The following is an 18,358-nucleotide window of genomic DNA, read 5'->3' as shown; positions in this document are numbered from 1 at the left end:
TATCGTTGCGGCATCATCCCGTTACGATCCAAGAGAATCCCTGCATGAAGGTGGCTGTCTGGGCGACAGAGCGCGTGTTTCGCTGCAAGCACGCAGTGCTTGTCGGTCTGCTCTGTTTGCTGGCGGGCGCGGCCGTCGCGCAACCGCAGACGCCGCCCGGCATGGCCGAACAGCGGGCGCAGGCGGTCACCCAGGTTGTGCTGGGTATTCTCAGTTACGCACGCTGGCCGGTAGAGCCTGCGCAACTGCGCCTGTGCATCGTCGGCCCCACTGAATACACCGATGATCTGGTCAAGGGCACTACTCAGGCCACCGGCAGGCCAGTTATCGTGCGTCGTCTGCTGGCTGACAACCCGGCCATCGTCACCGAATGCGATGCGGTGTATATCGGCAAACTCACCGCAGATGAACGCAGTCGGTTGTTCGCTTCGCTGACAGGGCACCCGGTGCTGAGCATCAGCGAGGCCGACGATCAGTGCACCGTCGGCAGCCTGTTCTGTCTGCGCGTCGGCGATGAGCAGGTGTCCTTCGAAGTCAATCTCGACTCTGTTGCCCGCAGCGGCGTGCGCATTCATCCAAGCGTGCTGCAGTTGTCACGCCGCAAATCGGCGGCACAATGAGACTGTTCAGATCCAATACGCGCCCAACGTTAGGCTCGGTTCTCGGCCGTGGGCACCTCACGGTCGCACTGGTGGCAGTGGCGATGGCCAGTGTTTCGCTGACCCTGCTGGGCGTTTTGGCGTTGCGGGTATATGCCGACCACAACCTGCATTTGATCGCCCGGTCGATCAGCTACACCGTGGAAGCGGCGGTCGTGTTCAACGACAAGGCTGCCGCCACTGAGTCGCTGGCAATGATCGCATCGGCCGAAGAAGTGGCAGACGCTCAGGTGCTGGATGCCCGAGGTCAACTGCTCGCGCGATGGCAGCGACCGGAAACCGGTTTGATCTCTGAGTTGGAAATGCAACTCGCCCGGGCGATTCTGGAAAAGCCGATCGACTTGCCGATCACCCATCAGAATCGCGAGATCGGACGTGTTCTGCTCACCGGTCACGGCGGCAGTCTGATGCGTTTTCTACTCAGCGGTCTGGCGGGGATCCTTCTCTGTACCGCCATCAGCGCCTGGGTGGCGATCTATCTGGCGCGGCGACAATTGCGCGAGATCATCGGCCCGTTGCGCAGCCTGGCGACCGTGGCCCACGCCGCCCGTAGCGAACGAGCGCTGGATCGGCGTGTGCCGCCAGCGCAGATCGCTGAACTCGACAACCTCGGCAACGACTTCAACGCCTTGCTCGACGAACTGGAGTCGTGGCAAACCCATCTGCAAAACGAAAACGAGACCCTGGCCCACCAGGCCAGTCACGACAGTCTTACCGGGTTGCCGAACCGCGCCTATTTCGAGGGTCGCTTGATTCCGGCCCTGCGCAATGCCGGCAAACTCAAGGAACGCGTGGCTGTACTGTTTTTGGACAGCGACCGCTTCAAAGGCATCAACGATAACTTTGGCCATGCGGCCGGTGACGCGGTGTTGGTGGCGGTGGCTGACCGGGTGCGCGCGCAGTTGCGTGAAGGGGATTTGGTCGCGCGCCTGGGCGGGGACGAATTCGCTGTACTGCTCGCGCCTCTGCACAAGGTCGAAGACGCCGAACGCATCGCTGACAAGATTCTCGCGAGCATGGACCTGCCGATCGCCCTGCCGGGTGATGGCAGTGTCGTGACGTCGCTCAGTATCGGCATCGCGGTTTATCCGGATCATGGCGTCACCCCCGGTGCGCTGCTCAACGCCGCCGACGCGGCGATGTATCAAGCCAAGCGCCTGTCGCGTGGCGCTCAATCAATGGCGGGGTCGGAGCACCCGGTCAGTCCCGTTCAAACCAGGAGCTAATTTCCGTGTTCACTTTTCCTTCTCGACTGTTTTCCACGCTGCTGTTGATGGCCATATTGGCGCTGACCGGTTGCCAGACAGCCCCGCAAAAAGGCCTCTCTGCGGCGCAGGTTGCTGTGCTCAAGCAACAAGGCTTCGAGCTGACTGACGATGGTTGGGAGTTCGGCCTGTCCGGCAAAGTGCTGTTCGGCAGCGATGTCGAGAGCCTCAATACGCAGAGCACCGAGATCGTCTCGCGCATCGGCAAAGCCCTGGTGGGCGTGGGTATTGAGCGGGTACGGGTCGACGGCCACACCGATGCGTCGGGCAAGGAAACCTACAACCAGCAACTGTCATTGCGCCGGGCCAAAAGCGTCGCCAACGTATTGGGCACGGTTGGCATGAAGCAAGAAAACATACAGCTGCGCGGGCTGGGCAGCAGCGAGCCGGTGGCATCCAACGACACCGCCGCGGGCCGCACGGAAAACCGTCGGGTTTCGATTGTGGTCAGCGCCGATTAATCGGCGAACTGCATCTCACGGGTCTGCCCCATCAGCAGACCCTGATTGCGCTCCGTCACCTCACGGATGTAATCCCACAACAAGGTGATCCGCTTCAACTTGCGCAGGTCCTCCCGGCAGTACATCCAGAACTGCAAGTCAGTGAGGTCAATCCCAACGTTTACGGGGGCTGACCGCCATGAAGACCCAATCCAAACGCTCTACTGTCACAACTGGTGTCACAAGTCTTGTGGTTCCTTTAAGGCCAACCACGAGGCTTGCGAAGCCCTATCACTACCGGCGTAACGGCATTTACTATCTGCGTCTGCGAGAAACTGGCAGCGTCTCTCATACAGCCTCAGTTTCCCTTAAGACCACCGACAGAAAGGCCGCTATGGACGCTTCACGACGACTCTCCGAGACAATCAAGGCCTTTCACTTGGATCACCCTCAGGCGACTTGGCAGGAGCTGCGAGACCATTTGCTGTGGGTCGCTGAGAATCTCTTATCGGCATCCCATGATGTGCACTCCTTGCGTGACTGGGGCGACCTCTATGAGGACGTCAGGACAAATCTGACGGAGATCGCCGCAACGATGCCGCTGAGTGTCGATCAGCATGAACACGTAGCGCGAGCGAAGAAGGTAATGGAGGCCGCTCAGCTGCGCTTACAGGGGGACTCCGTGCCTCTGGTGGAGATCATTCGGGAGCTTGAAGGTGGCCAGTTGAATGCAGTTGAGGCCGTCCCTCTGTCTCTATCTGTATTACCGACTGCAATGACCTTTGAGACTCTTTCAGGCCTCTATCTGGCTGACCGGGGGCAGGATCAGAAGGCTTCAACCTTGAAGGAGACCAAGTTGTGTCATGGCTTGTTGTCGTCCCAACTGGGAAGCCTCGATCTCAGAAACCACACAAGGGCTGATCTTGTAGCTTTGCGTGATCGCCTTTCGCAGGGACGGATGCCCTCGACGGTCAATAAGTTGATCGTGAAGCTCTCCGCTGTACTCGCTTGGGCTGTGGAAAACGGTCATCTGGCGAAGACATACGACAAGAAACTCAAGCTCACGAAAGGCCTTGAGTCCACCCGTAAGGCTTTCTCTCAGGCTCAAGTGGGCAAGGTGATGGGATACGCAAACAGCCTCTCAGGAACCTCATGGAAGCGCTGGCTGCTCAGCCTTGGCGTCATCACGGGCGGGCGACTTAACGAAATCTCTCAGCTCACCACGAACGACATTCAGACCCTTGAGTCTGGAGTTGTTGCCATCCACATCAATGAGGTTGGCGAAGGGAAGTCCATCAAGAACAAACGTAGTGAACGACTGGTGCCGTTGACTGATGGCGCCTATGGGTTCGACCTTGCGGCGTTCCTTCGGTATGTCGAGTCCTGTAAGGGAAGTGAATCAAAGTCACTGGCTCAGATTGGGTACAAGACAGCCGGTGAATGGGCGAATCAACAAGCGATCCCAGCGGCTCTTGGAGAAGATCACACGGCGGGTCTCACTTTTCACTCATTGCGACATTCGTTGGCCTCTTTGATGCAGGTGAAAGGTGTTCCTACAGTCCACGCTCAGGCTGTAATGGGGCACGCCTCGGGTACTATTACGTTTGACACCTATGGCTCTGGTGTTCCTGTGGAGGTTGTCGCTGAGATGCTTTGTTTTTTATTTGAAGGTAGCTTTCAGGGCCGCTGAGTTCTTAATAAAAGTGCGTCAATAGAATTACTGCTCTCTGACGCACTCGCCTAGCTGAATCATTCTCCAGCAGTGTTAGTCCCGACGTTCAGCCGCCATTGCACTGGGCCTTGGAGTACTGAGTGTTGGTGATGGTTTTGAGGTGGGAATGGATCACCGCCATTTGATGTGATCTCTTTTCTACATCCAGTGCAGCGGTAAATGCCAGAAGCTGGAACGATCTGTCCGGGGCCAAATATTTGATTCCAAATCGCTGTTGGATTGTCAGCCAGCGTTAACGATGAGTTTGCGATGTACCACGCCATAGGTTCTCTCCATGCGAATGAGCGTTGTGCCACAACAGCATAGGCTATCTGGGATAAGGCAAAGATTCTTCATAGTCGAACATGCAATAGCTCTCAGGAGACTGCTCGAACACTCTTCAATTATCCTTCCAAGATCGGCAGGTTTGGCGCGGAGCCGTTCACTAATAGGGCTGCTGCGGGCGTGAACGCGATTTGAATGATCCGCTCACTCCTGGCCTTTCCGCGTGAGCTTAGAGGCTACGGATTTATGGTCTCGATGGTAGGAAACTGGTCGTAGGATTTAAACCCCTCACTATGGCCGCAGACACAAAACCTACCCAATTCAGGAGGCCAACCATGACCACTGCAACAAAGATCAAGCTTCAAGGCACCAATGTATCCGTATGTCTTTTGCCACCCATTGAGATCCTTGAGGCCCGCTACAAGCTCAGCGACGACCATGAGGGCATCGTGGCTCGATCCTTCAAGCTCATCCCCGGCAAGACTCGCAGGGGAACCGAAGAGGGTGCACCCGTGGGCACCTATTCCAATAGCTCGCTGCGCCAGCAGGTCGAAGTAACTTGGATGGACGGAGACACTAAACACAAAGTCCGCGTTCAGAAATCCCGCATTGTTTATCGAATGACTCATGGTGAATTTGATGAGTCTTTGGTTATTGACCATATCGACGGTAACCCGAACAACAATCATCCAAGTAATCTCCGACCGCTGACCTATCACGAAAACTTCGGTAACCGTGCATCTGCTCTTAAAGAGAAGTACCCAAAGAAGGATCCTCATCTTCCTACTGGTGTCACCCGTGATTACAAATTCACCTCAGGCGTTCGGTACATTGGGAAGACAACAATTAGAGGCATCACCCATATGAACTACTTTGAGAACCCTCGTGCTGCCCAGCATTGGCTCGCTCAGGTGAAGAAGGATAACTTGGGTGATACGGCTCGCAGGGATCCTCAAGGGATCATCATTGGGGCACCTAATCGAGTGACTATCAGACAATAGCCCTATGGTCAGTATCCTCACTATGGCTACACAGATTCCTACCGGGCATCACCACGCCCGACCAGAGACCACCGAGTGCCAAGCGCGACCAGATCGCCAACGCTCAACTGTCCCCGGTAAGCAGACCTCGTGTCTGACTCCAGTAGGAAGGAGCGAACATTGATATTGCTGATCGTTAGTCGGTGCCTCTTGAGGGCATCGCTGGGAGGCCTTGCACGGGATTGGGGCCACCGTGTATTGCTCAATGTTCATGGGGGCCTTTAACCTTAAAGATTCTAAAGATTACTCATTGAGTAACTCTAATTATTATTCTTTAAATAAATCTTTGCTCTTGTCTTAAAGAACCTCTCAAGTTATCTCTAAGTTAGGGATTGGTCTTCCGACCATAAGCATCCCGTTCTCTCAGTTCGTCTCAAAGGAGGCCCATGCGACTCCACTTCAAACTCGATGGTCTCGATCATCAACGCCGTGAAATCTTGTTGTCCATCGAGTCGGCAATGACCGGACGATCCTCTACCGCTTTGTTCGATCTAAAAGCTCTCGATGTTTTCACGAACCGGCACCCTGAGAAAGCCAATGAGTTCGTCTCGGGCAAACTGGGAGCATTCCTAATGGAGTCCCTTGAGGCTCTCATGGCTGCTACTGGTCTCGACCTGATCGCTCTTTACGGAGCAGTGAAGGGTGTTCCCGTTATCCTCAACGCTCGTCCCATAGCAGTCCAGCAATAACCAGTGTCGCCTCACTGGTGCCCTCAATGATGTCTCTCAGGTTCGCCATGTCCTGATCGACCATCAGCTTCAAATAACCAATCAAGAACCTATTCGTCAGTCTTGGAAGATGCCCACGCGGCTCCCTCCTTGCCGTCTTGTCGTGCGTGTCTATGGCGCCAAGACTGAACGAATGGGTCACCTCACAGGAGATCCAAATCAATGAATATCACCATCACTAAAGTCCTGAAGAACGAAGTAACTGTGTCGGGCCAGACCCTCAATCGTGAGTACGTCGAAAGCGTCATGTTGCCCTTGCTGATGGCCCAGTGTGGCCGGAACAACGGCACCAAGTTTGGCGTTATCAAAGCCTTCGAGGAAGCCGGTTTGTCCCTCAAGGCCATCCAAGAGGACGCTCAGGTCTACTTCATGACCAAGCGGGAGCAGAAAGCGACCCGTGAACAACTTCAGCGGGAAGCTGACGAGCGTGCTGAACGTTTACGCGAGTGGACGCCACGCGAACTGGCCGAAGCGAAAGCTGATAGAGAGGCCCGCGCTGCTGCCATCCGTGAACACGGTCAGAAAGTTTTGGCAGCTCGCTCACGTAATAACGGCTGATCACTCCAGACCTGCGCCGATTACTTCCTTACTTATTTTTCAGGAGACCTATTCCAATGAAACAACCAAATCAATACGTCAAACCGTCGACCTACAGCACTGCCATCACCGATAGTCAAAATGGGTCGATTCGCTTCAATACTGCTGATGTCCGTCCAGAGACCCAAGCGGCCACCGATGTGTCCGTCTATGTGGAAGCCCTCACAGAGGTCCTCGAAGATCACCTCAATGGTGATGAATGGCGAGAAGCTGCCATGGAGGCGACCCCTTGTGAGTTCCGCCCGGCTGGCTCTGAGGCCAGTGGTCAACAGATCATCACCATGGCGGACCGAACCGTCACCTTCGACCCTCGTAAGAACTGGGACAATGAGACCATCTCGAAGGGCCCTGTCCTGGCCGGTTCTGTGATCTTCACTGAGCCGACCTCTGAGGCACTGCTGATTAGCAAGCGTTTCACCATCCTCGACCACACCTTGATGGCTGGCTTCACTGAGCAGTCCATGAGTCAGACCGCTGAGAAGCTGTTGCGGGACATCGAGTATGAGGCCGCTGGGAGCGTCGCTAAGATTCTTTCGACTGGCCCAAGCACCGAGAGCTTCTCTGTGGCTAAGCCAACCGGCAAGCCTGTCGAGATCGCAGAGGACCTGATCGACATCTTGACGATGAACATCAACCAGACCGTAGGTAGCTCGTTGGGCGACTTTGTTGTCCTACTGCCGGTGTCGCTGCTGGCCGTTCTGGAGCGTGCTGCTCAACGTGCGGGCGTAGAGGACATCGAGAGTTTGATTGGCGCCTCTGTGCAACCTTACGCGGGTACTGACTATGGTCTGTTCCTCCTGCCTAAGCTGTTCACCTCGTTGAGCTACCGTGAAGGCCGTAACGGAGACATCTGGAAGATCCAAGCGACCCGTAATGGTGCCCATCAGTGCTGGGACGTTGAGATCATGACCACCGTGGACATCGTGGCTAACGGCAAGGTCCGCGTGAAGCTGACCGCTGATGGTCTCCAGACCGAAGCTGTGGCCTTCCCGATGATTACCAACATCAAGCTGACCTAAGGAGGACTCCTCAGATCTGAGGGCACCTCTGTGAGCCCCGTAAGGCCGATCCAATAGGGACCGGCAGGGGCACAGCTTCAACGAGATCGGCCCAGATTTGGACCAATGTCAGTATGTCGAGACCAAAGCACCTGCCCGTCGCTGGGCATCCATCTAATCGAAAGTCTTCCTGTTTGTTCCTTCATGCCACCGGCAGAACCCTTGGTCGGGTCTTTCGGCTGCCCGTGGGAGCGAACTTGAGGGAGCAAACAAGAGGAAAAGACCAATGAACATGACCACCAACACAGCAACCATCTTCGAGAACATCTCAAAGGCCGGGGCGGTATCCCCAACGACCCTTAACGGCTTACCAGCAATGACCTCCTTGGAGATCGCAGAGATCACCGGGAAGACTCACAAGAACGTCCTACGTGACATCTCCAAGATGGCTAAAGCGCTGGAATCTCGTGGCTCAGATTTGAGCTGCCAGATTATCAGCACCCAATACACTGATGGCCGGGGCAAAACCCAGCCGTTGACCATCCTTGATAAGCGTCGAACCTTCGTCCTGCTGTCTCGGTACTCATGGGAGCTGTCAGACCTAATCATGGGTCGATGGCTTGAACTGGAAGGCTCAGGCTTTGAACGTGTGTCGGTACAGGCCGCTGTGGTCCACCTGATCGAGCGTGAGAAGGACAACTATCGAATCGCAATGAGGGACATCAGGACCGCTGCAAGGCGTCTCAAGGCCCGCTGAGGCCGTTGATTGATACTTCCTCAAACGAAGCGTGACGGGCTATGCTCAATAGCTAAGTTGCCCACAAAAGGTCCCGCGATGAGTGTCACACTGTGCTACACCTACAAGGGCAAACGGGTAGTCACTAAGGTGCCTGTCGAGTCTCTGACACCACATGCGGCGCTATGCTATGCCTTGCTTCAATCAGGCGCTTCTAATGACCAATCCCAAGGGAGCTGGCCGCATTCATATGAGCGCCTCCTTGAGGTAGCCCTGCAACACGAACTCACAGACGTTCGCTTTCACAAGTCACTCTAATCCCTCAAGGAGAACCCCATGGACCACCTACAGGCCCTCTACTGGGTCTGTCCGGCTGGTCTTCTGGCTGTATGGGCACCTCAAGACCCTCAATGAGAATCTGGAAGAAAAATCTGAAAGACCACCTCATTGATACATGCCCCGCGATTTCCCCCCGTGTGCCCACTCAGATGCCTATCGGATTGTTGAATCGAGTGCCTCGTGGTTCCCTTCGATAACTCGTCGTGCTGTCACAAGTAGCGTCACAACCCCTGTCACAACACGTTGCCAAGACCTCTCTGACATCGTTAGGATAGGACTCCCTCACGACTCGCAGACGCTCAGTCTGTAAACCGGAGGTCTCGCGTTTCGCCCAGCAATAACGGGCGGTTTAGCTCCGTCACCTCACGGATGTAATCCCACAACAAGGTGATCCGCTTCAACTTGCGCAGGTCCTCCCGGCAGTACATCCAGAACTGCCGGGTGATGTCGATTTCTTCCGGCAGCACCGGCAACAAACGCGGGTCTTGTGCGGCGAGGAAGCACGGCAGAATCGCCAGTGAGCGACCTTGCTGCGCCGCGACGAATTGCGCGATCACGCTGGTGCTGCGCAAGTTCGCGCTGGCACCCGGTAGCGCATTCGCCAGGTAAAGCAGCTCCGAGCTGAACGCCAGGTCATCCACATAACTGATGAATTGATGCTTGCCCAAGTCTGCCGGGCGGCGGATCGGTGGGTGTTTGTCGAGGTAGTCCTGGGTCGCATAGAGCTGCAAGCGGTAGTCGCAGAGTTTGCAGCAGACGTAGGGTCCGTGCTCCGGGCGTTCCAGCGCAATGACGATGTCGGCCTCACGCTTGGACAGGCTGATGAAGTGCGGCAGCGGCAGGATGTCCACCGAGATGGCCGGGTAGGCGTCGACGAAATGGCTCAGTTGCGGCGTGATGAAAAAACTGCCGAAGCCTTCAGTGCAGCCCATGCGCACATGCCCGGACAGCGCCACGCCAGAGCCTGAAACCTGCTCGCAGGCCATGTGCAATGTGCTTTCAATCGATTCGGCGTAACCCAGCAAACGCTGGCCTTCGGTGGTGAGCACGAAGCCGCTGGTCCGCGATTTCTCGAACAGCAACGTGCCTAACGCCGCTTCCAGCGAACTGATCCGCCGCGACACGGTGGTGTAGTCGACCGCCAGCCGTTTGGCCGCGGTGCTGGCCTTGCGGGTGCGGGCGACTTCGAGGAAAAACTTGAGGTCGTCCCAGTTCAGCGAACCTAGAGAGGTGATGTTTTTTTGCATGATGGACGGGCTTTTATGTGCGTTCTTATTAGAAGTTTGCACATCTATACTCCAAAAACAGTCCGACAACCAACTCGTGACACACGCCTCATCTCAAGGCGAACCTTTCGCCTTGGCTCCTACGATAAAAACAAGTTTCGGAGACCAGCATGAACGCATCGCTTACGCCCAACGAAACCACGCTGCAGAAGGTCAAGCTGCTGATCGACGGCGAGTGGGTCGAGTCGCAGACCACCGAGTGGCACGACATCGTCAACCCGGCGACTCAGCAAGTGCTGGCCAAAGTCCCGTTCGCGACTGCCGCTGAAGTCGATGCCGCCGTCAGCGCCGCCCAGCGTGCCTTCCAGATCTGGAAACTGACCCCGATCGGCGCGCGGATGCGCATCATGCTCAAGCTGCAAGCGCTGATCCGCGAGCACTCCAAGCGTATCGCCGTGGTGCTGAGCGCCGAGCAGGGCAAAACCATTGCCGACGCCGAGGGCGATATTTTCCGTGGCCTGGAAGTGGTCGAGCACGCCTGCTCCATCGGCAGCCTGCAAATGGGCGAGTTCGCCGAGAACGTCGCCGGTGGCGTCGATACTTACACCCTGCGCCAGCCGATCGGCGTTTGCGCCGGCATCACGCCGTTCAATTTCCCGGCGATGATTCCGCTGTGGATGTTCCCGATGGCCATCGCTTGCGGCAACACTTTCGTATTGAAGCCCTCTGAGCAAGATCCGCTGTCGACCATGCTGCTGGTGGAGCTGGCGATTGAAGCCGGTGTGCCAGCGGGCGTACTCAACGTGGTTCACGGCGGCAAAGACGTGGTGGATGGCCTGTGCACTCACAAGGACATCAAAGCTGTGTCCTTCGTCGGTTCGACCGCTGTCGGCACTCACGTCTATGACCTGGCCGGCAAACACGGCAAACGCGTGCAATCGATGATGGGGGCGAAGAACCACGCCGTGGTGCTGGCGGACGCCAATCGCGAGCAAGCGCTGAATGCGCTGGTCGGTGCCGGTTTCGGTGCGGCGGGACAACGTTGCATGGCCACTTCGGTGGTGGTGCTGGTGGGCGCGGCGAAACAATGGCTGCCGGACCTGAAAGCGCTGGCGCAAAAACTCACCGTCAACGCCGGTAACGAGCCGGGCACCGATGTCGGCCCGGTGATTTCGAAAAAGGCCAAGACGCGGATTCTCGAGCTGATCGAAAGCGGCATCAAGGAAGGCGCCAAGCTTGAGCTGGACGGTCGCGACATCAGCGTGCCGGGTTACGAGCAAGGCAACTTCGTCGGCCCGACCCTGTTCTCGGGCGTGACCACCGACATGCAGATCTACACCCAGGAAATCTTCGGCCCGGTGCTGGTGGTGCTGGAGGTCGACACGCTTGATCAGGCGATTGCACTGGTCAACGCCAACCCGTTCGGTAACGGCACAGGTCTGTTCACCCAGAGCGGCGCGGCGGCGCGTAAATTCCAGACGGAAATCGACGTTGGCCAGGTTGGCATCAACATCCCGATTCCGGTGCCGGTACCGTTCTTTAGCTTCACCGGTTCGCGCGGTTCGAAACTCGGCGACCTCGGCCCGTACGGCAAGCAAGTGGTGCAGTTCTACACGCAGACCAAAACGGTCACGGCGCGCTGGTTCGATGACGACAGCGTCAACGACGGCGTGAACACCACCATCAACCTGCGCTGAGGAACGTGCCATGAAAATCGCATTTATCGGTCTGGGCAACATGGGCGCGCCGATGGCGCGCAACCTGATCAAGGCTGGCCATTCGCTGAATCTGGTCGACTTGAACAAAACCGTGTTGGCGGAGTTGGAGCAGATGGGCGGCACCATCCGCGCTTCGGCCCGCGAGGCTGCCGAGGACGCCGAACTGGTGATCACCATGCTCCCGGCCGCCGTGCACGTGCGCAGCGTCTGGCTCGGCGAAGACGGTGTTCTCGCCGGCATCGGTAAAGGCGTGCCGGCGGTGGATTGCAGCACCATCGATCCGCAGACTGCTCGGGACGTCGCCGCGGCTGCCGCCAAACAAGGCGTGGCCATGGCCGATGCGCCGGTGTCCGGCGGTACGGGCGGTGCGACTGCCGGGACCCTGACCTTCATGGTCGGCGCCACGCCGGAACTGTTCGCCACCCTGCAACCGGTGCTGGCGCAGATGGGCCGCAACATCGTTCATTGCGGTGAAGTCGGCACCGGGCAGATCGCCAAAATCTGCAACAACCTGCTGCTGGCGATTTCGATGGTCGGCGTCAGTGAAGCGATGGCGCTGGGCGATGCGCTGGGGATCGATACGTCGGTGCTGGCCGGGATCATCAACAGTTCGACCGGGCGTTGCTGGAGCTCGGAAATGTACAACCCGTGGCCGGGCATCGTCGAAACAGCGCCGGCTTCCCGCGGGTACACCGGTGGTTTCGGTGCGGAATTGATGCTCAAGGATCTGGGCCTTGCCACTGAAGCGGCGCGTCAGGCACATCAGCCCGTGGTGCTTGGCGCGGTGGCGCAGCAGCTGTATCAGGCGATGAGCCAGCGCGGGGACGGGGGGAAAGATTTCTCGGCGATTATCAACAGCTATCGCAAGCCTGCAATTGAAGGGCAGCGCTGAACAAACTGTGGGAGCGAGCCTGCTCGCGATGACGGCGGTCGCTTCAACAAGGAAGTGACTGACCGTCCGCTTTCGCGAGCAGGCTCGCTCCCACAAGAGAATTGCGTGTATCTGATATTGTTTGCCGGGAAACCACGTCGGGTGGTTCCCCGGCTTTTTTGCATCAGGCAAACACGAAATATTTGCGCACCGTCTCGACCACTTCCCACGTGCCTTTCATCCCCGGCTCAACCACAAAGATGTCGCCGGCGCGCAGGTGGATGGGTTCCATGCCGTCGGGGGTGATCACGCAGTAGCCTTCCTGGAAATGGCAGTATTCCCACTTCACATAATCGACGCGCCACTTGCCCGGCGTGCAGATCCAGGTGCCCATGATCTTGCTGCCGTCTTCGCTGGTGTAGGCGTTGAGGTTGACGGTGTGCGGGTCGCCTTCGAGTTTTTCCCATTTGCAGGCGTCGAGTACCGGCAGCGGATGGGTATCGCGCAAAACGGTGATAGGGGCGGTCGCGGTCATGAGAACTCCGGGCTGTGGGCTGTGAACTGAAGTCGCACCCTATAGCGCCCGGTCGCCGGTCAGTTGTCTGTGCTCGACATCGAGCTGCTCAGAAACGCGCAGATCGTTAGAGTTTCTCCAGCGGGCATTCGACTCTGGCTCGCTCCAGCTCGACTTCGAACCCTTCGAGTTGCGCGTACTGGCGCGTGAGTTCGGCCATGGTGCGGTTGATCTCGCTTTTTTTCGCTTCTATGGCTTGTTGTGCCAACGCCCACGGCATCGCCTCACCGTGATGTTCGCCGAAGATCGCCTGCAACTCCTTGAGCCGAAAGCCCATGTCTTTTGCGCACTTGATGAAGATCAGCAGTTCGACACTCTGCTGATCGTAGAGACGGTAGATACCCTGTCGCCGGGGTGTGGGCAACAGACCGATCGACTCGTAGTGGCGGATGCTTTTGATGGTGGTGCCGGAACGTTGCGCGGCTTGGCCGATGTACATAAAAGTCCTTTTTTCAACAAGTAACAGCGCGGCGCATTATCGGCAGACTCAGCGGCGTGCGATAGCCTGAGCCTGTTGCAACCAGCTTCTTCGTTGCTGATCGGTTGAGCCGAGCACGGGGCCGAACGTGAGGGTGCGCAGTGGTTTGATCCCGCAGAATTCGAGGGTAGTCTTGCGTACTTCATGCAGTCCGGGCATGCGATAGATCAAGCGGTAATACCAGGGTGGTGTGTCCATGGTCACCAGCAAATGCGCGGTGCGGCCATTCAACAACTTGTCGGGGAACGCTTTGCCTTTTCGGTATTTGAAAGCAAACCCCGGCAGCAACACCCGGTCAAAAAAACCTTTGAGCAGCGCCGGAATACCGCCCCACCAGATCGGGTAAACCAGCGTCAGATGTTCGGCCCAGAGGATGTCGGATTGTGCCGCGTTCAAGTCATCTTCCAGCGTCTGGATCTGTTGATAACCGTCTCGCAACACCGGGTCGAAAACCATCTCGCCCAGGCGCAACTGTCGCACCTCGTGTCCGGCATCGAGTGCTGATTGAGCGTAGCGCTCAGCAAGTGCAGCGCAAAAACTCGTGGTAGAAGGATGGCCGAGAATCAGCAGAATGCGTTTGCCCATGGTCATCGTCCCTGCTGTAAAAAAGCCAAGGATGAAGTTTGCCCCTTAGGGGAGAGTCAAGGCTTTCAGCAGCGCTTTGGCGTAACTCGGCAGCGCGCTGAAATCCTTCGCGCAGAGCAGCAACGTGCGGCGCGCCCAAGGCTCGTCGAGGGCAATGCTTTTGAGTGAGCGCGGCGTTGCGCGCTCGACGGCAGCCAGCGGCACGATCGCCAGTCCGGCCCCGTGGCCGACCATGCGCATCACGCCGTCGAAACCGTCGGCACGAATGCGGATCTGCATGCGCGAGCCGCTGTGCAACGCCTGTTCTTCAAGATAGATCGCCAGTGCGCTGTCGGCGCTCAGTCCTACGAAGTCGTAGCGCAAGGCATCACTGAAACTGACCTCGACGGCGTCAGACATTGGGTGATCCAGCGGCAGAATCAGTACCAGTGGATCGTCGCGAAAGGGCTGGGTTTGTAGGTCGCTGGTGTCGACCGCGTCGGAAACAATCCCAAGATCCGCCGCCCCGTGACGCAAGGCGTGGGTGATGCGGGCGCTGGGTAGCTCTTGCAGGTCGATGTCGAGATTGGGATGGCTGCGCAGGAAGCCCGCGAGCACTTCCGGCAGGTACTCGGTGATTGCGGTGGTGTTGCACAACAACCGCACCTGACCTTTGACGCCTTGCGCGTATTCGGCGAGATCCTGCTGCATACGGTCGGCTTGTTGCAGGAGGATGCGTGCGTGGTGGGCCAACGCTTTGCCGGCCGGTGTCGGGGTGACGCCACGGCGACCGCGTTCCAGAAAGTCAGCGCCGAGTGAGGCTTCCATCGCACGAATTCGCGCACTGGCCGCCGCGAGCGAAAGGTGACTGCGAGCGGCGCCGGCGGTGATGTTGCCGGTGTCGAGGATGTGCAGGTAGAGGCGCAGGTCGGTGAGGTCGAAGTGCATGGGCAGCCTCTGGTTTTGTGGTTTATGGATAGACCCCATCGCTGGCAAGCCAGCTCCCACAGGGTTTTGTGTGTACTCAGGTTTTGAATGCAACCGATAAACCTGTGGGAGCTGGCTTGCCAGCGATGGGGCCAGTGGCTTCAATAATACTGTGAGCCTCTTGTAACGGCAGAGGCAGCCTCAGTATATGGCAGATTTCCAGCCCGACTCATCTGGCGCACAGTTGCACCATGAACACACTCGCAAGCTTCTACCAGAACCTCGGTCTGAACCTGTCCCTGCTGGTTATTGCCACCTTCATGCTCGCCGGTCTGATCAAGGGCGTCATTGGCCTGGGCCTGCCCACCGTTGCCATGGGGCTGCTCGGTCTGGCTATGGCTCCGTCACAGGCTGCTGCATTGCTGATCATCCCGGCAACATTGACCAACGTCTGGCAACTGGCGTTCGGCGGACACTTGAAAGGATTGATCAAACGCCTCTGGCCGATGCTTCTGATGATTTTCCTCGGCACCGGTATCGGCACGTTATCGATCGGCATGGTCGGCGGACATTGGGTGGTACGCGGATTAGGCGCGGCACTGTTGCTGTATGCGTTGAGCGGGCTATTGCTGCCGACGCTGCACATAAAGCCGCGCCATGAGCCATGGCTTGGCCCGGTCTGCGGGGTGATCACCGGCGTTATCACTTCGGCCACCGGGGTCTTCGTGATTCCCGCTGTGCCATACCTGCAAGCGCTGGGTTTGAATCGCGACGAACTGGTGCAGGCGCTCGGCCTGTCGTTTACCGTCTCGACCCTGGCGTTGGCCGGCGGCTTGCTCTGGCGTGGCGCGTTGGGTGGCGGTGAATTGAGCGCCTCGCTGCTGGCGCTGGTTCCGGCAGTGCTTGGCATATTGCTCGGCCAATGGCTGCGTCAGCGAATCAGCGCGGTGCTGTTCAAGCGGGTGTTCTTCATCGGTCTGGGCGCGCTCGGCGCCCACTTGCTGATCAGCGGCTAGCCGACGATTCACTGAGCATGTCGATCGAGCGAATGTCGAAATCTCGCTCCAGAAACTCCATGCGCTGCTCGAAAAACTGCTTCATGTGGGGCAGGTTCGAGTGCACATCGAGATGCGCCTGGGATGCCCAGATCTCATAGAAGATGAACAGCGTCGGATCTTCTTTGTCGCGCAGCATGTGATATTCGATGCAGCCCGGCTCGGCGCGGCTTGGCTCGACATAGGCGCGGAACAGCGCTTCGAAAGCCGCGGCTTTTTCCGGGCGGGTTTTGGCGTGCAGGATAAAACCCAGGCGTTCACTCATCGATAACACTCCTCAAGTTCAGATGGCGGCCAATCCTACGGCAACAATCTGCGTCCGATTCGTGCGTTTTACTCAAATGTATTTTGCGCAACCACGGCTTATTCCGCGCGAGGCGGATCGTTAATCTGCCGCCATTCCATTTTCCCTTCTCCATCCAGCCTAATGGCTGCGCCGAGGCTTTCTCATGAAAAAAGTGTTGTTGCTCAATGGCGGTAAAAAATTCGCTCACTCCGACGGTCGTTACAACACCACCCTGCACGAAACCGCGCTGAGCGTGCTGGATCGCGGCGGTGTCGACGTCAAGACGACCTTCATCGACGAGGGGTATGACGTTGCTGAAGAAGTCGCCAAATTCCTCTGGGCCGACGTGATCATTTATCAGATGCCGGGCTGGTGGATGGGCGCGCCGTGGACGGTAAAAAAGTACATTGACGAAGTCTTCACCGAAGGCCACGGCAGCCTCTACGCCAGCGATGGTCGCACCCGTTCCGATGCGTCGCAGAAGTACGGCAGTGGTGGTCTGGTCCAGGGCAAGCAATACATGCTGTCGCTGACGTGGAACGCCCCGCAGCAAGCCTTCGATGACCCGACTGACTTCTTCGAAGCCAAGGGCGTGGACGCGGTGTACTTCCCGTTTCACAAGGCCAATGAGTTTCTGGGCATGACCGGGTTGCCGACGTTTCTGTGTGTTGACGTGATGAAGCGCCCGAACATCGAGAATGATGTGGCGCGCTACGAGCAGCATTTGAGCGAGGTGTTTGGCCTCAAGGCTTGAGTGGTTTCGGGCTACTATCGGTTGTAACAGCAAAAGATCGCAGCCTTCGGCAACTTCTACAGGGGAACGCATTTCACTGTAGGCGCTGCCGAAGGCTGCGATCTTGGCGATTTCAAAGAGGACACCCGTGAAAGCCAGATCCGATGAGTTGCAGATTTTCGTCTGTGTGATCGAGTGCGGTTCGATTTCCGCCGCCGCCGAGCAGGTCGGGCAGACGCCGTCGGCGGTCAGCCGCACGTTGTCGCGGCTGGAGGCCAAGCTTGATACCACGCTGATCAACCGCACCACGCGGCGCATGGACCTGACCGAGGAGGGCAAGTATTTCTTTGACCAGGCCAAGCTGATTCTCGATCAGATGGAACAACTCGAAGAACGCCTGTCCTCACGCCAGCAAACCCCGTCCGGACGCCTGCGGATCAACGCCGCGTCGCCGTTCATGCTGCATGCCGTCGTGCCCTACATCGACGAATTCCGTCGGCTCTACCCGGACATCCAGCTCGAACTCAACAGCAATGACCTGATCATTGACCTGCTGGAACAAAGCACCGACGTCGCCATCCGCATCGGTACCCTCGCCGATTCGACATTGCATGCGCGGTCGCTGGGTTGCAGTCCGCTGCTGATCGTCGCCAGCCCTGCCTATCTGAAAACCCACGGCACGCCGCTGCAAGTGGCCGACCTCAGCGAACACGCCTTGCTCGGTTTTACCCAGAACGAAGGCCTCAATCAGTGGCCGTTGCGTTACGTGCACGGTGACCGCTGGCCCATCACCCCGGCCATCAGCGCCTCCAGCGGCGAAACCGTTCGGCACTTGGCGCTGGAAGGGCAGGGCATCGCGTGCCTGTCGCACTTCATGACCATCGACGACATCCGCGCCGGGCGTTTGAAGGTCGTGCTGGCGGAATTCAACAGTGGTTATCGCCAACCGATCAACGCCGTTTACTACCGTAACTCGCAACTGGCGCTGCGGATTCAGTGCTTCCTCGACTTCATCCAGAGCAAACTCGCGGCTTACGCCAGCGCCGATTTCAAAGGCTGATTCGTGACCTCTGCGCAACAGTGATTTGGGCGAGCGCGGGTTTTTCGGCCGCCGTCGTCGGTCGATAC

General features: G+C 57.7%; 20 protein-coding genes and 1 pseudogene. 14 read left to right on the top strand and 7 right to left on the bottom strand.

Annotated elements, in window-relative coordinates:
• Positions 1-44 precede the first annotated feature (44 nt).
• Genes AB4P91_RS01885 through AB4P91_RS01875 form a run of 3 tightly spaced genes read left to right on the top strand, consistent with a single transcriptional unit; the run spans position 45 to position 2,385 of the window.
• Positions 45-620 carry a YfiR family protein gene (locus AB4P91_RS01885; RefSeq protein ID WP_150595154.1) on the top strand — a complete coding sequence of 192 codons (576 nt, stop codon included), beginning with the start codon at positions 45-47 and terminating at the stop codon, positions 618-620.
• A complete protein-coding gene (locus tag AB4P91_RS01880) occupies positions 617-1,885 on the top strand; it encodes a diguanylate cyclase domain-containing protein (protein WP_150595153.1) in 1,269 nt (422 codons plus the stop codon). The genes AB4P91_RS01885 and AB4P91_RS01880 overlap by 4 nt, the downstream gene beginning before the upstream one ends.
• A 47-nt stretch (positions 1,886-1,932) precedes the next feature.
• Positions 1,933-2,385, top strand: a complete 453-nt coding sequence (locus AB4P91_RS01875; RefSeq protein WP_395604935.1) for an OmpA family protein — start codon at positions 1,933-1,935, stop codon at positions 2,383-2,385.
• Here AB4P91_RS01875 and AB4P91_RS01870 read toward each other — a convergent pair.
• A pseudogene (locus AB4P91_RS01870) lies at positions 2,382-2,519 on the bottom strand (LysR family transcriptional regulator); the annotation flags it as partial. The gene AB4P91_RS01875 and the pseudogene AB4P91_RS01870 overlap by 4 nt on opposite strands.
• A gap of 44 nt (positions 2,520-2,563) precedes the next feature.
• On the opposite strand from AB4P91_RS01870, the gene AB4P91_RS01865 reads away from it, so the two are divergent.
• The 6 genes from AB4P91_RS01865 (at position 2,564) to AB4P91_RS01840 (ending at position 8,480) form a co-directional block, all read left to right on the top strand.
• Complete coding sequence (locus AB4P91_RS01865) at positions 2,564-4,054, top strand: tyrosine-type recombinase/integrase (protein ID WP_395604208.1); 1,491 nt, start codon at positions 2,564-2,566, stop codon at positions 4,052-4,054.
• Positions 4,055-4,695: 641 nt separating this feature from the next.
• Positions 4,696-5,361 carry an HNH endonuclease signature motif containing protein gene (locus AB4P91_RS01860; RefSeq protein ID WP_395604207.1) on the top strand — a complete coding sequence of 222 codons (666 nt, stop codon included), beginning with the start codon at positions 4,696-4,698 and terminating at the stop codon, positions 5,359-5,361.
• 425 nt (positions 5,362-5,786) lie between these two features.
• Positions 5,787-6,089 (top strand): hypothetical protein, encoded by a 303-nt coding sequence (locus AB4P91_RS01855; protein WP_395604206.1) that lies wholly within the window; start codon positions 5,787-5,789, stop codon positions 6,087-6,089.
• A gap of 201 nt (positions 6,090-6,290) precedes the next feature.
• Positions 6,291-6,686: a hypothetical protein gene (locus tag AB4P91_RS01850; RefSeq protein WP_395604205.1), complete on the top strand. Its 396-nt coding sequence runs from the start codon at positions 6,291-6,293 to the stop codon at positions 6,684-6,686.
• A 56-nt stretch (positions 6,687-6,742) separates the two neighbouring features.
• Positions 6,743-7,744, top strand: a complete 1,002-nt coding sequence (locus AB4P91_RS01845) for a hypothetical protein (RefSeq protein ID WP_395604204.1) — start codon at positions 6,743-6,745, stop codon at positions 7,742-7,744.
• A 265-nt stretch (positions 7,745-8,009) separates the two neighbouring features.
• Complete coding sequence (locus tag AB4P91_RS01840) at positions 8,010-8,480, top strand: Rha family transcriptional regulator (protein ID WP_047335971.1); 471 nt, start codon at positions 8,010-8,012, stop codon at positions 8,478-8,480.
• A 617-nt stretch (positions 8,481-9,097) separates the two neighbouring features.
• Here AB4P91_RS01840 and AB4P91_RS01835 read toward each other — a convergent pair.
• A complete protein-coding gene (locus AB4P91_RS01835; protein WP_395604934.1) occupies positions 9,098-10,045 on the bottom strand; it encodes a LysR family transcriptional regulator in 948 nt (315 codons plus the stop codon).
• Positions 10,046-10,194: 149 nt separating this feature from the next.
• On the opposite strand from AB4P91_RS01835, the gene AB4P91_RS01830 reads away from it, so the two are divergent.
• Entirely contained in the window at positions 10,195-11,721 is a 1,527-nt protein-coding gene (locus tag AB4P91_RS01830) for a CoA-acylating methylmalonate-semialdehyde dehydrogenase (protein ID WP_395604203.1), read from the top strand.
• 10 nt (positions 11,722-11,731) lie between these two features.
• Positions 11,732-12,634, top strand: coding sequence for a 3-hydroxyisobutyrate dehydrogenase (gene mmsB, locus AB4P91_RS01825; RefSeq protein WP_042557542.1), 903 nt, complete (start codon positions 11,732-11,734; stop codon positions 12,632-12,634).
• Positions 12,635-12,797: 163 nt separating this feature from the next.
• Here mmsB and AB4P91_RS01820 read toward each other — a convergent pair whose 3' ends face one another.
• From AB4P91_RS01820 to AB4P91_RS01805, 4 genes are all read right to left on the bottom strand, one after another.
• Positions 12,798-13,148 carry a cupin domain-containing protein gene (locus AB4P91_RS01820; protein WP_023969491.1) on the bottom strand — a complete coding sequence of 117 codons (351 nt, stop codon included), beginning with the start codon at positions 13,146-13,148 and terminating at the stop codon, positions 12,798-12,800.
• A 106-nt stretch (positions 13,149-13,254) separates the two neighbouring features.
• Positions 13,255-13,626 carry a MerR family transcriptional regulator gene (locus AB4P91_RS01815; RefSeq protein WP_395604202.1) on the bottom strand — a complete coding sequence of 124 codons (372 nt, stop codon included), beginning with the start codon at positions 13,624-13,626 and terminating at the stop codon, positions 13,255-13,257.
• A gap of 48 nt (positions 13,627-13,674) precedes the next feature.
• Positions 13,675-14,250 (bottom strand): NAD(P)H-dependent oxidoreductase, encoded by a 576-nt coding sequence (locus AB4P91_RS01810; protein WP_395604201.1) that lies wholly within the window; start codon positions 14,248-14,250, stop codon positions 13,675-13,677.
• Between the two features lie 45 nt (positions 14,251-14,295).
• Entirely contained in the window at positions 14,296-15,177 is an 882-nt protein-coding gene (locus AB4P91_RS01805) for a LysR family transcriptional regulator (protein WP_395604200.1), read from the bottom strand.
• 230 nt (positions 15,178-15,407) lie between these two features.
• On the opposite strand from AB4P91_RS01805, the gene AB4P91_RS01800 reads away from it, so the two are divergent.
• A complete protein-coding gene (locus AB4P91_RS01800) occupies positions 15,408-16,172 on the top strand; it encodes a sulfite exporter TauE/SafE family protein (protein WP_395604199.1) in 765 nt (254 codons plus the stop codon).
• Here the strand turns inward: AB4P91_RS01800 and AB4P91_RS01795 are convergent.
• Complete coding sequence (locus tag AB4P91_RS01795) at positions 16,162-16,476, bottom strand: putative quinol monooxygenase (protein ID WP_042557547.1); 315 nt, start codon at positions 16,474-16,476, stop codon at positions 16,162-16,164. The two genes, AB4P91_RS01800 and AB4P91_RS01795, sit on opposite strands and share 11 nt — an antisense overlap.
• 184 nt (positions 16,477-16,660) lie before the next feature.
• On the opposite strand from AB4P91_RS01795, the gene AB4P91_RS01790 reads away from it, so the two are divergent.
• Positions 16,661-17,251 carry an NAD(P)H-dependent oxidoreductase gene (locus tag AB4P91_RS01790; protein WP_042557548.1) on the top strand — a complete coding sequence of 197 codons (591 nt, stop codon included), beginning with the start codon at positions 16,661-16,663 and terminating at the stop codon, positions 17,249-17,251.
• A 127-nt stretch (positions 17,252-17,378) separates the two neighbouring features.
• Complete coding sequence (locus AB4P91_RS01785; RefSeq protein WP_395604198.1) at positions 17,379-18,290, top strand: LysR substrate-binding domain-containing protein; 912 nt, start codon at positions 17,379-17,381, stop codon at positions 18,288-18,290.
• Positions 18,291-18,358 lie beyond the last annotated feature (68 nt).

Source organism: Pseudomonas sp. B21128 (assembly GCF_044218865.1).
GTDB classification, from domain to species: domain Bacteria; phylum Pseudomonadota; class Gammaproteobacteria; order Pseudomonadales; family Pseudomonadaceae; genus Aquipseudomonas; species Aquipseudomonas iridis.
The sequence above is the reverse complement of the archived record's forward strand: the minus strand, read 5'-3'. Positions and strand labels throughout refer to the sequence as shown.